General features: G+C 55.0%; 14 protein-coding genes. 9 read left to right on the top strand and 5 right to left on the bottom strand.

The genetic code is table 11. The features are described from left to right. The first annotated feature begins 108 nt into the window (after positions 1–108). The 5 genes from W822_RS42965 (at position 109) to pcaF (ending at position 5,608) form a co-directional block, all read left to right on the top strand. On the top strand, positions 109–1,287 hold the full coding sequence (locus tag W822_RS42965) for an acetyl-CoA C-acyltransferase (protein ID WP_024006989.1): 1,179 nt from the start codon (positions 109–111) through the stop codon (positions 1,285–1,287). Next, positions 1,284–2,933: a long-chain fatty acid--CoA ligase gene (locus W822_RS42960; RefSeq protein ID WP_024006988.1), complete on the top strand. Its 1,650-nt coding sequence runs from the start codon at positions 1,284–1,286 to the stop codon at positions 2,931–2,933. Before W822_RS42965 ends, W822_RS42960 begins: the two co-directional genes overlap by 4 nt. Before the next feature lie 87 nt (positions 2,934–3,020). Next, positions 3,021–3,701 carry a 3-oxoacid CoA-transferase subunit A gene (locus W822_RS42955; protein ID WP_024006987.1) on the top strand — a complete coding sequence of 227 codons (681 nt, stop codon included), beginning with the start codon at positions 3,021–3,023 and terminating at the stop codon, positions 3,699–3,701. 12 nt (positions 3,702–3,713) lie between these two features. Beyond that, the gene (locus W822_RS42950) at positions 3,714–4,352 is read left to right on the top strand and encodes a 3-oxoacid CoA-transferase subunit B (RefSeq protein ID WP_024006986.1); all 639 of its coding nucleotides are present in this window, start codon (positions 3,714–3,716) and stop codon (positions 4,350–4,352) included. A 53-nt stretch (positions 4,353–4,405) separates the two neighbouring features. Continuing rightward, the gene (gene pcaF / locus W822_RS42945) at positions 4,406–5,608 is read left to right on the top strand and encodes a 3-oxoadipyl-CoA thiolase (protein ID WP_024006985.1); all 1,203 of its coding nucleotides are present in this window, start codon (positions 4,406–4,408) and stop codon (positions 5,606–5,608) included. A 112-nt stretch (positions 5,609–5,720) separates the two neighbouring features. Here pcaF and W822_RS42940 read toward each other — a convergent pair whose 3' ends face one another. The 4 genes from W822_RS42940 to W822_RS42925 all read right to left on the bottom strand — a co-directional run bounded on the left by W822_RS42940 (position 5,721) and on the right by W822_RS42925 (position 8,991). Then, positions 5,721–6,455, bottom strand: coding sequence for an amino acid ABC transporter ATP-binding protein (locus W822_RS42940; RefSeq protein ID WP_024006984.1), 735 nt, complete (start codon positions 6,453–6,455; stop codon positions 5,721–5,723). A 17-nt stretch (positions 6,456–6,472) separates the two neighbouring features. Beyond that, positions 6,473–7,240: an amino acid ABC transporter permease gene (locus tag W822_RS42935; RefSeq protein WP_024006983.1), complete on the bottom strand. Its 768-nt coding sequence runs from the start codon at positions 7,238–7,240 to the stop codon at positions 6,473–6,475. Between the two features lie 9 nt (positions 7,241–7,249). Further along, positions 7,250–8,014 carry an amino acid ABC transporter permease gene (locus tag W822_RS42930; protein ID WP_024006982.1) on the bottom strand — a complete coding sequence of 255 codons (765 nt, stop codon included), beginning with the start codon at positions 8,012–8,014 and terminating at the stop codon, positions 7,250–7,252. Positions 8,015–8,097: 83 nt separating this feature from the next. Further along, positions 8,098–8,991 (bottom strand): amino acid ABC transporter substrate-binding protein, encoded by an 894-nt coding sequence (locus W822_RS42925; RefSeq protein ID WP_024006981.1) that lies wholly within the window; start codon positions 8,989–8,991, stop codon positions 8,098–8,100. Positions 8,992–9,328: 337 nt separating this feature from the next. Here W822_RS42925 and W822_RS42920 point away from each other — a divergent pair, with 337 nt between their 5' ends. Both W822_RS42920 and pssA read left to right on the top strand, forming a co-directional pair. Then, positions 9,329–10,012 (top strand): phosphatidylserine decarboxylase, encoded by a 684-nt coding sequence (locus tag W822_RS42920; protein ID WP_024006980.1) that lies wholly within the window; start codon positions 9,329–9,331, stop codon positions 10,010–10,012. Next, positions 10,009–10,932 (top strand): CDP-diacylglycerol--serine O-phosphatidyltransferase, encoded by a 924-nt coding sequence (gene pssA, locus W822_RS42915; RefSeq protein WP_024006979.1) that lies wholly within the window; start codon positions 10,009–10,011, stop codon positions 10,930–10,932. Before W822_RS42920 ends, pssA begins: the two co-directional genes overlap by 4 nt. Before the next feature lie 78 nt (positions 10,933–11,010). Here the strand turns inward: pssA and W822_RS42910 are convergent, their stop codons facing one another. Then, on the bottom strand, positions 11,011–11,502 hold the full coding sequence (locus W822_RS42910; protein WP_034280987.1) for a hypothetical protein: 492 nt from the start codon (positions 11,500–11,502) through the stop codon (positions 11,011–11,013). A 499-nt stretch (positions 11,503–12,001) separates the two neighbouring features. Here W822_RS42910 and rpsO point away from each other — a divergent pair, with 499 nt between their 5' ends. Beyond that, positions 12,002–12,271 (top strand): 30S ribosomal protein S15, encoded by a 270-nt coding sequence (gene rpsO, locus W822_RS42905; RefSeq protein WP_014751468.1) that lies wholly within the window; start codon positions 12,002–12,004, stop codon positions 12,269–12,271. A gap of 161 nt (positions 12,272–12,432) precedes the next feature. Beyond that, complete coding sequence (gene pnp, locus W822_RS42900; RefSeq protein ID WP_024006976.1) at positions 12,433–14,598, top strand: polyribonucleotide nucleotidyltransferase; 2,166 nt, start codon at positions 12,433–12,435, stop codon at positions 14,596–14,598. The last annotated feature ends 139 nt before the right edge of the window (positions 14,599–14,737 follow it).

Raw genomic sequence — 14,737 nt, 5'->3', positions numbered from 1 at the left:
ACAAAATAGCGACAGGCCTGTTTCGGGCCTGTCGTGGCATTTGCATTGACTGGCCAGGCGTGATCGGTTCGCGTACCTGCTCACCCGGCACAGACCAGGAGAAGAGACATGAGAGAAGCCGTTATCGTTTCCACTGCCCGCACCGGATTGGCCAAATCCTGGAAAGGCGCGTTCAACATGACGTATGGCGCCACGCTGGGCGCGCATGCCGTATCGCATGCCGTCGCCCGCGCTGGTATTGATCCGGCCGACGTCGAAGACTTGATTATCGGATCGGCCTTGCCCGAAGGCACGACCGGCGGTAATATCGCCAGGGCCATCGCCCTGCGTGCCGGGCTGCCGGTAACCACCGCGGGCGTGACCGTCAATCGTTTTTGTTCCTCTGGCCTGCAGGCCATTGCAATGGCTGCGCAGCGCATTATTGTGGATCAGGTTCCCGTGATGGTCGCCGGCGGTGTCGAGAGCATTTCCTGCGTACAGAATGATGCCAACACGCTCATGCGCCAGGACCCATGGCTGCGCGAACACAAGCCCGAAATATACTGGAGCATGCTGCAGACGGCGGAGATGGTGGCAAAGCGCTATGGTATTTCGCGTCAGGCCCAGGACGAATACGGCGCGCGCAGTCAGCAACGGGCCGCGCAGGCGCAGGCCGATGGACGCTTCAATGATGAAATCGTGCCCATGACCACGGTCATGAGCGTCTTTGACAAAGCCACCGGCGGTATCGCGCGGCGTGAGGTGACGATCTCTGCAGACGAAGGTATTCGTCCCGATACCACTCTGGAAGGGGTGTCGAAAATCCGCTCGGTCTTTCCCAAAGGTGTGATTACTGCCGGCAATGCCAGCCAGTTTTCAGATGGCGCATCGGCGTGTGTCCTGATGGATGCACAAGTGGCGCGCGAACGTGGCCTGGCGCCATTGGGCATTTTTCGCGGCTTTGCTGTCGCCGGTTGTGAGCCGGATGAAATGGGCATCGGCCCGGTCTTTGCCGTACCCCGTTTGCTGGAGCGCAGTGGGCTGAAAGTGGACGATATCGGCTTATGGGAACTGAACGAAGCCTTTGCCTGCCAGGTACTGTATTGTCGCGACAAACTGGGCATTCCCGATGACCGCCTGAATGTAAACGGCGGCGCCATTGCGGTCGGTCACCCATATGGGGTCTCGGGCGCGCGCATGGTGGGGCATGCTTTGATCGAAGGCAAGCGCCGTGGCGTCAAATATGTGGTGGTGACCATGTGTATCGGTGGCGGACAGGGTGCGGCAGGACTGTTCGAAGTGGCATGACCCGCCCCGACTATTCTGCAGTCTGGCCGCGCGGGCGCAGCACATCGCTGAGCGTACCCGACACGGCGCTGCACACCAATCTGGAGATATCCGCGCAGCGCTATCCGGACAAGCCCTGCCTGGTGTATTACGACGCCCGCTACAGTTACCGGCAGGTGCTGGAACAGGTCCAGGCGCTGGCCGGATTTTTGCAGCACGATTGCGGTGTGAGCAAGGGTGATCGCGTGCTGCTGTACATGCAGAACAGTCCCCAATTCGTGCTGGCCTACTACGCCATTTTGCGTGCCGATGCCGTGGTGGTGCCGGTCAACCCAATGAACAGGGCCGATGAACTGCAGCATTACATTCGTGATACCGAGGCATCGGTCATTGTGTATGGCCAGGAACTGCATGAACATATCGCTACGCTGGGCCGGAACGCCCCTGCGCACAAACTGGTAGCGGCGTATCACGACTATCTGCCTGCGTCGGGCACCGATCTGGCTGTGCCCGAGGTCGTTGCCACGTCAGCCAAAAGCGTCCCGGGACACGGGGTCGTGCTCTGGCAGCAAGCACTTGCCAAACAGCGTGTGCCCTTGCCTTCGACTGTCACGCCAGCGGATCTGGCGGTGATGCCCTATACCTCGGGTACGACCGGGCATCCTAAAGGTTGTATGCATACCCATCGCTCGACCATGTACAACACGGTCTCACCGGCCGTATGGTATGACGCCGGCAATCAGGATGCGGTTTATCTGGGCGTCCTGCCATTCTTTCATGTGACGGGCATGGAAGGCGTCATGAACAGCGCCATTTATCTGGGTGCCACCACAGTCATCATGACTCGCTGGGATCGCGTTGTCGCCGCCCAATGCATCGAACGTTATCGCGTCGGCAGATTGGCGCTGATTGCCGCGATGGTTGTTGACCTGCTGGCGATGCCGGATCTGGCTGATTTTGACCTGTCCAGTATCTCACGTGTCAGCGGGGGCGGTGCCGCCATGCCCGAAGCGGTCGCAGCAAAATTGCATCGCGATTTCGGCCTGACCTATTTGGAAGGTTACGGTATGTCCGAGGTCATGGCACCGACGCATATCAATCCGGAACAGCATCCGAAACGGCAGTGCCTGGGTATTCCGATATTCGACGTGGATGCGCGCATTATCGATCCGGCCACGCTGCAGGAAGTGGCGCAGGGTGAAGTAGGCGAAATCATCGTGCATGGCCCGCAACTGATGCAGGGTTACTGGAATAATCCGCAGGCAACCGCCGATGTCTTCATTCAACTGGATGGCAAGCATTTTTTGCGCACCGGCGATCTGGGTCGCATGGATGAAGAAGGCTACTATTTTATGGTGGATCGCCTCAAGCGTATGATCAATGCTTCGGGCTACAAGGTATGGCCGGCAGAAGTCGAGACCATGCTGTACGCGCATCCGGCCGTCCTGGAAGCCTGCGTGGTCGGCGTGGTTGATGAAAAGCGCGGCGAAACCGTCAAGGCCTGGATTGTTCTGCAGGAGCACAGCCGGGGCAAGGTCACCGAGCAGGAACTGCTGGCCTGGTGCCGGGAGAAAATGGCGTCATACAAAGCGCCTAAAATCGTGGCCTTTACCGACGCATTGCCCAAAACGTCGTCGGGAAAAGTGCTGTGGCGTACCCTGGGTTGAATTAACACGATCGAAATATGAAATAATGGCTTGCGCCAGCAATGACGCATAAAGAGATTCAGACAAAGGAAAATACAGGTAATCGAGATGATCAATAAATTTTTGGACGATATACACGAGGCGGTCGCCGACGTCTTTGATGGCGCCACCGTGCTTATCGGTGGATTCGGTGGCGCGGGCCATCCGACAGAGCTGATTCATGCCCTGATTGAGCAGGGTGCGCGTGAACTGACGGTTGTCAACAACAACGCGGGCAATCACGATACAGGCCTGGCCGCGCTGATCAAGGCTGGCCGCGTGCGCAAAATGATCTGCTCGTTTCCCAAAGCGTCTCATTCCTACGTTTTCAACGAAATGTACAAAGCGGGCAAGATTGAACTCGAATGCGTGCCGCAGGGCACGATCGCAGAACGGCTGCACGCAGCGGGTGCCGGCATCGGCGGCTTTTATACCCGGACCAGCTACGGTACAGAACTGGCTGATGGCAAGGAAACACGCAATATTGATGGCGTGAACTATGTTTTCGAAAAGCCGATCCATGGCGACTTTGCCCTGGTGCTGGCAGAAAAGGGCGACCGCTGGGGCAATCTGATTTATCGCAAGGCTGCCCGCAATTTCGGGCCGGTCATGTGCATGGCGGCAAAAACCACGATCGTTCAGGTCAAGCAGAAAGTGGAACTGGGCGAACTCGATCCGGAAACCATTGTGACGCCGGGCATTTTTGTAAACCGGATTGTGGAAGTTGCCAATCCGGCCATCTCCAGTTAAGCAGGTCATATCATGAATAAATTGAACAGAAACCAAATGGCAGAACGCCTGGCCCGCGATATTGCGCCGGGCAGCTATGTAAATATCGGTATTGGTATGCCGGAGCTGGTCGCCAATTATTTGAAAGCCGAAGACGAGATTTTGCTGCACAGTGAAAACGGCATCCTGGGCATGGGCCCGGCCGCCACGGGTGACGATATCGATGGCGAATTGATCAATGCCGGCAAAAAGCCGGTGACCCTGCTGACGGGCGGTGCTTTTTTCCACCACGTGGATTCATTTGCAATCATGCGTGGCGGTCATCTGGACTTGTGCATCATGGGCGGCATGCAGGTATCGGCCACAGGCGATCTGGCCAACTGGTCACTTGGTCGGCCTGGAGAGCCGCCGGCCGTTGGTGGCGCGATGGACCTGGCCGTTGGCGCACGCAAAGTGTTCATCCTGATGGAACATAATGCGAAAGATGGCTCGCCGAAGATTCTGGAGCAATGCACGCTGCCGGTGACCGGTCTGGGCGTGGTCAGTCGTGTCTACACCGACATTGCCGTGCTCGAAGTGACTCCCGCCGGCATGACGGTAGTGGAAAAACTCGTGGATATGACAGATGAAGAATTGCAGGCGCTCACCGGCGCCAAGCTGATCTTCAATTGATTGCCTGGCCCGATTTTCAATATCACACTATTATTTAAATACTGAGGAAAGCTATGAATAACGCCTATATTTGCGATGCTGTCCGTACGCCGATTGGCCGCTACGGTGGTGGTCTGTCATCAGTGCGCACCGATGACCTGGCAGCGCTGCCAATCAAAGCGCTTATGGAGCGCAACCCGGATGTGGACTGGAGCAAACTGGACGATGTGATCTACGGTTGTGCCAACCAGGCAGGCGAGGACAACCGCAACGTAGCGCGTATGGCCTTGCTTCTGGCTGGTCTTGATGTGCAGGTTCCGGGTGCGACCCTGAATCGCCTGTGCGCGTCCAGTCTGGATGCGATCGGTACGGCAGCCCGTGCAATCAAATCCGGCGAAGTCGATCTGATGATTGCCGGTGGCGTTGAAAGCATGTCCCGTGCGCCTTTCGTGATGGGCAAGGCAGACACGGCCTTTTCGCGTGCGGCGAAAGTCGAAGACACCACTATCGGCTGGCGCTTCGTCAACCCCAAAATGAAAGCTGCCTTTGGTGTAGACTCCATGCCCGAAACAGCTGAAAACGTAGCAGATGACTACAAAATTTCCCGTGCCGACCAGGACGCCTTTGCATTGCGCAGTCAGCAGCGCGCTGCCAAATCGATTGCCGATGGCGTTTTCAGGGAAGAAATCATTCCTGTGAGCGTGCCGCAACGCAAGGGTGATCCGGTCGTTGTGGACACTGACGAACACCCACGCGCGACGACGCCGGAAGCCCTGGCAAAACTCAAGGGCGTTGTGCGTCCTGATGGCAGCGTCACTGCCGGTAATGCCTCCGGTGTGAACGACGGTTCTTGCGCCGTGCTGCTGGCTTCCGATGAAGCCGTCAAAAAATATGGTTTGAAGCCCAAGGCCCGTGTGGTCGGTATGGCAGTGGCGGGTGTGGCACCCCGCGTCATGGGCGTGGGTCCGATTCCTGCCGTGCGCAAGGTTCTGGAAAAAACCGGCCTGACCATCGAGCAGATGGATGTGATCGAGCTGAACGAAGCCTTTGCTGCACAAGCGCTGGCTGTGACGCGGGATCTGGGTTTGAAAGATGACGCACCTAACGTCAATCCGAATGGCGGCGCCATCGCGCTGGGGCATCCTCTTGGGGCGTCGGGTGCGCGTCTGGTCACCACTGCCATGTATCAACTGCAGCGCACGGGTGGCAAGTACGCTTTGTGCACCATGTGCATCGGCGTGGGTCAGGGCGCAGCGGTCATTATCGAGCGCGTCTGATCCGTTTTTGCAGCGCTCCTGTGATAATTGGCAATATCACAAATGAAAAAAGTCGGGCAAGTTATCCTGCCCGACTTTTTTTGACTGCTTCCAACAGCGATGCGTGTATGCGTTAATGACCCAGGATTTTCGACAGGAAATGCCGCGCACGCTCGGAGCGGGCTTCCTGATTGCCGAAAAACTCTTCCTTGTCGCAGTCTTCCACGATCTGTCCGGCGTCCATGAATATCACGCGGTCGGCCACTTTGCGGGCAAAGCCCATCTCGTGCGTCACGACCATCATGGTCATGCCTTCCTTGGCCAGATCCACCATGACGTCCAGCACCTCATTGACCATTTCAGGATCCAGGGCTGACGTTGGTTCGTCAAACAGCATGGCCATGGGGTCCATCGCCAGTGCGCGCGCGATTGCGACACGCTGTTGCTGACCACCAGAGAGTTGGCCGGGAAACTTGTCTTTATGTTCAAGCAGGCCGACCCGCTCCAGCAGCTTGCGCCCGCGTTCCATGGCCTCGCTTTTTGAGCGGTCCAGAACCTTGACCTGCGCCAGCGCCAGGTTTTCCATGACCGACAGGTGAGGGAACAGTTCAAAGTGCTGGAACACCATGCCGATTTTGGAGCGCAGTTTGGGCAGATCCGTTTTCGGACTGCCGACCGACACGCCATCGAAGAAAATTTCGCCCTTCTGGAAGGGCTCCAGGCCGTTGGCGGTTTTGATCAGCGTGGATTTGCCGGATCCGGACGGACCGCAAACCACAACCACTTCGCCTTTCTTGATGTCAGTGGTGCAGTCGGTCAGAACCTGGAATTTTCCATACCATTTACTAACGTTTTTAAATTCAATCATAGCCATGGAGAAATACCTTATCGAATAATCGTCAAACGCCGATCGACCACTTTGACCAGACGAGAGCAAACTAAAGAAATAATAAAATAGATGGCGGCCGCAAAGATATACAGCTCTACCGGCCGGCCGGTAATATCGGCATTGATGCGCGCCATGCCCAGCAGGTCATTCAGCGACAGTACGGTTACCAGGGAGGTATCCTGGAACAGTACGATCATTTGGGTAAAGATCACCGGCAGCATATTGCGGAACGCCTGGGGCAGCACGATCAGGCGCATGACCTGAAAGTAACGCAAACCCAGTGCATACCCGGCGCCGACCTGTCCGCGCGGGATCGATTGAATACCGGCACGCATGATTTCGCAGAAATAGGCTGCTTCAAACAGCGTGAAGGTAATCAGCGCGCAGGTAAAGCCGTTAAGCGGTCGCGACACCATTCTGGCAGACTCGTTGCCGTCGATATACGTTGCCCACATGAAGTCGATCCATCCCAGAATATAAGGTACCAGGAAGAAGAACCAGAACAGGATCAGAATCAGCGGGAGCGAACGCATGACGTTTACGTACGAACCGGCAAACCATCGGAACGGCTTGATGGACGACAGGCGCATCATGGCCAGTATGGTGCCCCAGATCAGCGCCAGCACTGTAGAGTACAGTGTCAGCTTGAGCGTGAAGACCAGTCCTTCCTTGAGCAATGCAGGTGCGGCATGCTGGATGACTTCCCAGTCAAAGGCAGCGACACTGACCGAGGAGGCGGAGATAAGCAAATCTTGAAAATTCATCGTGTGCTCCTATCCTTTGCCTGAAATAAAGCCAGGAACACTGAAGAAACGTTCAACGGCTGACATAATGACCAGAATCAGTAAATTGATAATCACATACAGGGCGGTGGCCGCCATATATGAGGGGAATGTCTGGAATGTGGATTCCTGCATGGACGCAGCGGCACCGGTGATCTCAAGCAGGCCGATGGTATATGCAACGGAAGAGTTTTTCAGCAGGTTAAGCATTTCGGATGTCAGCGGCGGTGTGATGATACGCATCGCCATGGGCAACAAGACATACTTATACATCTGAAAGCGGGTCAGACCCAGTGCAGTAGCCGCCATGGACTGACCGCGAGGCAGCGATCGTATGCCCGAAGACAGTTGAATGGCAATCCGCGAAGAGGTGAACAAACCGAGACAGAGTACCGCCGGCCAGAATACGGACGAAGGGTAGGGCATGCCGATGATGGCCTTTCCCAGCGAGGCAGGCAGCACCTGCGGCACAACGTAATACCAGAGGAACAGTTGAACCAGTAACGGGATGTTCCGGAACAGTTCAACATAACCCGAGCAGATGCGCGCCACGAGACGGTTCTGACTGGTCAGCCCGACACCCACCAGGACACCCACGACAAACGCGAGCACCCAGGCGATGGCCGACAACTCCAGCGTCCAGAGCACGGCGGTGCCGAACGCGTCCAGATAGGTATTTCCGCTAGGAGACATCTGGCAAAACAGTGACGCGTTGTCGATATTGGCCGGGTCACAAAAAAATGTGGAAATAGACATAATTTGAAACGCTATTTATAGAAAACAAAAAACGGCACAAAACCCGCTTTCGCTGTGTTTTGTGCCGTCGGACAGATGCCGGCTTATTGGTACTTTGCCGGATCTGGTGAGTCTGTCGGATTGGCAAGAGCCTTCTTCAGCGACTCGGACATCGGCAGATTCATATTGATGTTTTTCGGAGGGATGGGGCTTTCAAACCACTTTTTGTAGAGCTTTTCAATTTCACCGCTTTTGATCATGGCGACCACTGCGTCATCGACGGCTTTCTTGAAATCGGGATCATCCTTAGGTTCGATCATGGCGTAAGGCTCGGTCGTGAGCGCCTTGTCGCTGATCACCCATTTTTCAGGATCTTCGGAGTTCGCAACCAGACCGGCCAGGAGCACATCATCCATGAAGAAGGCTTTGGCGCGTCCGGCCTGAACGGTCAGGAAGGCACCCGCGTGGTCTTTGGACGGAATGATGTTCATGCCGAGGTTCTCCTTGGCATTGGTCGCGGCCAGCCACTTGATGTTGCTGGTACCGGCTGTAGAGGTCACTGTCTGGCCTTTGAAGCCCTGCAGGTCCTTGATGTTGTCGGCCTTGGCAGAAACAAAGCGGGTTGCAGTTACAAATGTTGTGGGCGCGAAGCTGACCTGTTTCTGGCGCTCGGCATTATTGGTAGCGGAACCGCAAGCCAGATCGATTGTCCCGTTCATAATCAGCGGGATACGGCTGGCCGACGTTACGGGTACCTGCTTGACAGTCAATTCCGTACCAAGCTGTTTTTCCAGTGCCTTGACGATGCCGTCGCAGATTTCTTTGGAGTATCCTACCGGTTTGCCGCCGTCAAGATACGAAAAGGGAATGGAGGAGTCACGATAACCTAGAGAAATTGTTTTTGTACTTTTGATTTTGTCCAGACGACCTTCGGCGTGGGCAGACAAACCAATTGAGGAAATAAGTGCAGCAAGCACAAGACTTGTTGATAACTTCATGGAAAACTCCTTTATAACGGTGTTGCCAGTATGCACGAAATGCTCATGCTACGGTTTCAGGTTTTACCCTAATTTGCTTGAAATCAATGTGAGTGTGGAAACGATCATTTTTACTGCAATAAGTGTAGTTTTAATGTATTTCAACGTATTTTAAAACATAAGATACACATGGATACATATTGCAAGAAAACAGGCCGATCATGCACCAGCAAAATGGGCAAATGGTCGAAATAAGGGCAAACAGAATAATACAAAAATTGCACTTTTGTTGCTCCCGTTATCTTTGTACAAGGTGTTTGCGACTAAAATAGATTTTTCATCTGCAGGTTTCTTTTACATGTATAAGCCTTCCTATCCGCATCCAGTACTTGCCCGCGAGGGGTGGCCCTTCATCGCCGGCGCCATTGTTCTGGCGTTACTGGTGTCCTGGTGGTCTGTTGGCGTTGGCCTGATTTTCTGGCTGCTGGCTATTTTCGTTATCCAGTTTTTTCGTGATCCGCAACGTCAGGCACCCGATGGGGAGCGCCTGGTGCTGTCGCCTGCCGACGGGCGTATCGTGTCGGTCGACAAGACCATTGACCCCTATACTCAGCAACAGGCTCTGAAAATCAGCGTATTCATGAATGTGTTCAACGTGCATTCGAACCGGTTTCCGGTGTCCGGGCGCGTGACGCAGGTGCAGTATTATCCCGGCTCGTTTGTCAATGCGGCGCTGGACAAAGCCTCGATCGAGAACGAAAGAAACGCCGTGCATCTTGCACTGGCGTCAGGCGAGCAGATTACTGTGGTTCAGGTCGCCGGCCTGGTGGCCCGCAGAATCCTGTGCTATGTCAAACCGGGTGACACGGGACGTGCCGGCGAACGTTATGGATTTATCCGGTTCGGTTCGCGGGTCGATGTATATCTGCCGCCGTCTTCCCGCCCGCGCGTGGCTATCGGCGACAAAGTGTCTGCCACGTCTACCGCGCTGGCAGACTTACCCGAGGCCGGTGCGCCGGCTGAGTCGAGCACACCATTATGAGTGACAATCTGCCACGCCCGCGCAGCGCCATTTATCTGCTGCCCAATGCATTTACGACCGCCAATCTGTTTGCCGGATTCTATGCCGTTGTGCAGGCCATGAGCGGGCGCTTCGAAGTGGCAGCCATTGCGATTTTTGTTGCGATGGTGCTCGATGCCATGGATGGTCGCGTTGCGCGACTGACCAATACCCAATCGGCATTTGGCGAGCAATACGATTCCATGTCAGATATGGTGTCCTTTGGTATTGCGCCGGCGTTGGTGATGTATGAATATCAGTTGCAGGGGCTCGGACGCTGGGGCTGGATCGCTGCGTTTATTTATGTCGCCGGGGCCGCGTTGCGGCTGGCGCGTTTCAATACCAACATTGGCGTCGTCGATAGCCGTTTCTTTCAGGGCCTGCCCAGTCCGGCTGCGGCTGCACTTGTGGCGGGTTTTGTCTGGCTGTCAGTGGACAACCGGATTCCGGCTTACGAGTCGCTGGCGTGGCTGGCGTTTATTTTAACGGTCTACGCGGGAATCAGCATGATTTCAAACGCGCCGTTTTTCAGTGGCAAATCGCTGGCGCTGGAAAAAAAACTGTCACCACAAAATATCATGCTGGTGTTGGTACTGGTTTTTGCCTTTGTCTCGTCTGATCCGCCTATTGTGCTTTTCCTGTTGTTCATCGTGTATGGATTGTCTGGCTGGATCGTCTGGTATTTTCGCTGGCGCAGGGCGCAAAAGCTGCATGACAGTCGGCGCGAGAGTCGCAGCGGCGAGACGTTCGATGCCAGTGCGAAAGCAGAATCGGGATCCATGCAGAGCGCGGCAGGGACAACGAATGCGGGGCAGCCTGTGTCAACGCCGCGCAGCGAGCCGCATCTGGGTGAGCCATCGCCAGAAGCCAAACCGAAGGACTGGTTTAAAAAAGAAGAGTGAACCGGGGCAGGGAGCCGGGCAGCGCAGGATCATCATGCAATGGCCGCGCGCGCTTTGCCCGTGTCTCCAAGTTGAGCGCTAAAAGCCCATAAACTCAAATTCGTATTCATAGGCAGGATCAGGGCCGGGGTGGTGGTGAGTGACCTGCTGTCCGTCGCGCCCCAGATAAATGTACATCAGCGAGTTCCAGACATTGGACTGCTTGTAGCGGTATTCCCACACGACCTCATTTTTTTCGCCCAGACCGACGCGGGTGACGCGGGCGGGCGGTCCGAATTCGCATGTTACATCATTGGGGGTCCAGACGCCCTTGTCCAGCTTGCGGAAATTTTCGTCAGTCAATATAGACTCGACCCGGTCTGCAACCCCTGCGCTGTTGAAGCGGGTGCCGAATGCGTACTGCCCGTTAGGCTGCCGGGTCCAGATCGCCCTGACGCCGCCATCGGGAAGCGGGCAGGTGAAATTGGGTTGTCCCATGGTGTCCAGAACGACCGATCTGGGCGAATTGGGTGGAATATCGCGGTAGGTGGCGCAGGCACCCAGGGTGGCGCACAGGCTGACAAGACCCATGATGCGCAGCAGCCTGTGGGATGCGGGACGCGGCAGATGTACGCGATTGGCCTCGCGATACCGTCGAGTGTTGGTAAAATTGCCCGAAAAATGGGGTAAAAAGCGGAATTGAGGCATGTTTGGACCTGTTTGGCTAAGGTTTTCGTGCATTTTTTGGCCGAGTCATATATAATTGACGGTCTTGGCTGAAGAGTAATGGGTTGGCTCTGCAACGCGAGTAGCTGGTTCATTGTAGCGCTTTCGGTTACGGTGGAGTAGTAGTTCCACGTCGCAAGTCGTTCGGAATGCAAATGCTGTCCGAAAATCCAAACGTTACACAAATGCTTGAATATCCATAGGGTATTTGTAGCGTGCCTCTGTGCATGCAATGACAAATGTAATGTCATGTGCACTGTCATCGGCGGCAGCTTCGGTTGGAAATTGATCCAATATTTATTTTATTTTAATCCTTCACGGTAAAACGCCTCGGTTTTACCGCCAGTTCATGAGGCTATTTAATATGTCAGTTGCTGATATCAAAAAATCTGAAATTGTTGCTCAATACGGTCGCGCCCAGGGCGACACAGGCTCTCCCGAAGTGCAGGTCGCATTGCTGACTGCCCGTATCAACGAATTAACCGGTCATTTCAAAGAACACATGAAAGACCACCACTCACGTCGTGGGTTGCTGCGCATGGTCAGCCGTCGCCGTAAACTGCTCGACTATCTGAAAGGCCGCAATCCTGACGCTTACCGCTCACTGATCGAGAAACTTGGTCTGCGTAAGTGATATTGGGTTTGTGCCCAACACAAAACCGTGCAGAGCGCCAGGCTGGCGCCTGGCACGGTTTTTTTTATTGCGCCGGGTCGGCGGTTTGTGCGCGTACACAGAATCGTGGTGTGCGACTGAAAACGGACAACGCCGCCCGGCTTTATTGTAAGGAATGAAAAATGTTTAACAAAGTGACCAAGTCGTTTCAGTATGGCGATCAGACTGTTGTGCTGGAAACCGGGGAAATCGCCCGCCAGGCCTCCGGCGCCGTTGTAGTATCAATGGGTGATTCCGTTGTGCTGGCCACCGTCGTTGCTGCAAAAAATGCCAAGCCCGGCCAGGATTTTTTCCCACTTACAGTTGATTATGTCGAGAAAACCTATTCCGCCGGCCGCATTCCAGGTGGTTTCTTCAAGCGCGAGGGCAAACCCTCAGAAAAAGAAACCCTGACATCCCGCCTGATCGATCGTCCGCTGCGCCCGCTGTTCCCTGAGGGTTTTTACAATGAAGTGCAGGTGATCGTGCATGTACTGTCCGTTGATCCTCAGGTAGATCCTGATATCGCTGCACTGATCGCCAGTTCTGCTGCGCTGGCCGTGTCCGGCATTCCTTTTGATGGTCCGATCGGCGCCGCTCGTGTGGGCTACAAAAACGGTCAGTACCTGCTGAATCCGACACAGGATCAGCTGGAAGATTCGGAAATGAATCTGGTCGTGGCTGGTACAGAAAATGCGGTGCTGATGGTTGAATCCGAAGCCAAGCAGTTGTCCGAAGAAGTCATGCTGGGTGGCGTTGTCTTTGGTCACGAACAAATGCAGGCTGCGATCAATGCAATCCATGATCTGGTGGCAGAAGCCGGCAAGCCCGAGTGGGACTGGCAGCCTGAAGCGAAAAACGAAGCGCTGATTGCTGCCGTTACGGCAGCTGCCGAGCCAGGTCTGAAAAGCGCCTACGAAATTCGCCAGAAACAGGAACGGACCACCAAGTTGCGTGAAGTGACTGCCGCTGTCAAGCAGACGTTGGCCGAACAGGCGCAGCAGGCGGGCCAGGATGCGCCCGATAGCGTCGCTGTAGACAATATTCTGTTCGATCTGGAATCAAAAATCGTACGCGGCCAGATTCTGGCCGGCGAGCCTCGCATCGATGGTCGTGATACACGTACGGTCCGTCCGATCTCCATTCGCCTGGGCGTCTTGCCACGCACCCACGGTAGCGCATTGTTCACCCGTGGTGAAACACAGGCGCTGGTGATTGCCACGCTGGGCACCAAGCAGGACGAACAAATTATCGACTCAGTCATGGGCGAGCATCGCGACCGTTTCATGCTTCACTACAACATGCCTCCGTTTGCAACGGGCGAAACCGGCCGTTTCGGTGCGCCGAAGCGCCGTGAAATCGGTCATGGCCGTCTGGCCAAGCGTGCGCTGATTTCCACGCTGCCAGCCCACGAAGATTTCCAGTACACCATCCGTGTGGTTTCTGAAATCACCGAATCCAATGGCTCGTCTTCCATGGCGTCTGTTTGCGGTGGTTCGCTGGCCATGATGGATGCGGGCGTACCGGTCAAGGATCACGTGGCCGGCGTGGCCATGGGTCTGATCAAGGACGGCGGCAAATTCGCTGTACTGACTGACATTCTGGGTGATGAAGATCACCTGGGCGATATGGACTTTAAAGTGGCCGGTACCAAAAATGGTATTACCGCTTTGCAAATGGATATCAAGATCCAGGGTATTACCAAGGAAATCATGCAGGTTGCGCTGGCTCAGGCCCGCGAAGGTCGTATGCACATTCTGGGCAAAATGACAGAAGCGCTGACCGGCTCGCGTGAAGAATTGTCTACCTTTGCGCCTCGTATGTTGTCCATGAAGATCAATCCGGAAAAAATCCGTGACGTGATCGGTAAAGGCGGCGCAACGATTCGTGCGCTGACAGAAGAAACCGGTTGCCATATTGATATCAGCGATGAAGGTGTTGTCACCATCTCCAGCGCAGATCTGGATCAGGCCAAAGAAGCGGAACGTCGTATTGCCGAACTGACTGCAGTTGTCGAAGTCGGTCAGGTATACGAGGGTACCGTACAGCGTCTGCTGGATTTTGGCGGCATCGTGCAAATTCTGCCGGGCCGCGACGGTCTGCTGCATATTTCTGAAATCGCCAACTATCGCATTGCCAATATCAATGATGTGTTGTCTGTCGGCCAGAAAGTCAAAGTCAAGGTTATTGAAGCGGACGATCGTGGTCGTCTGCGTCTGTCAGCCAAGGCACTGGGCGGTCTGGAAGGTGCTCAGGAAAATGCGCCTGCCGAAGGCGGTGAACAGGCTGCTGACAAGCCTGCAGAGTAAGTGTATAACAGGGCATTATTTCACTTGAAATAATGCCCCGGCAGGCTTGTCGCGGTCACGTTTGGCGCACAGCCGGCACTTCATTTATAAAACAAAAGCCTCGCTTTTGAACTGCACCCCATAAGTTGGACATCAATCC

It is taken from the genome of Advenella kashmirensis W13003 (assembly GCF_000506985.1).
Classification (GTDB): domain Bacteria; phylum Pseudomonadota; class Gammaproteobacteria; order Burkholderiales; family Burkholderiaceae_B; genus Advenella; species Advenella kashmirensis_A.
This window is presented reverse-complemented; position numbering and strand designations above follow the sequence as displayed.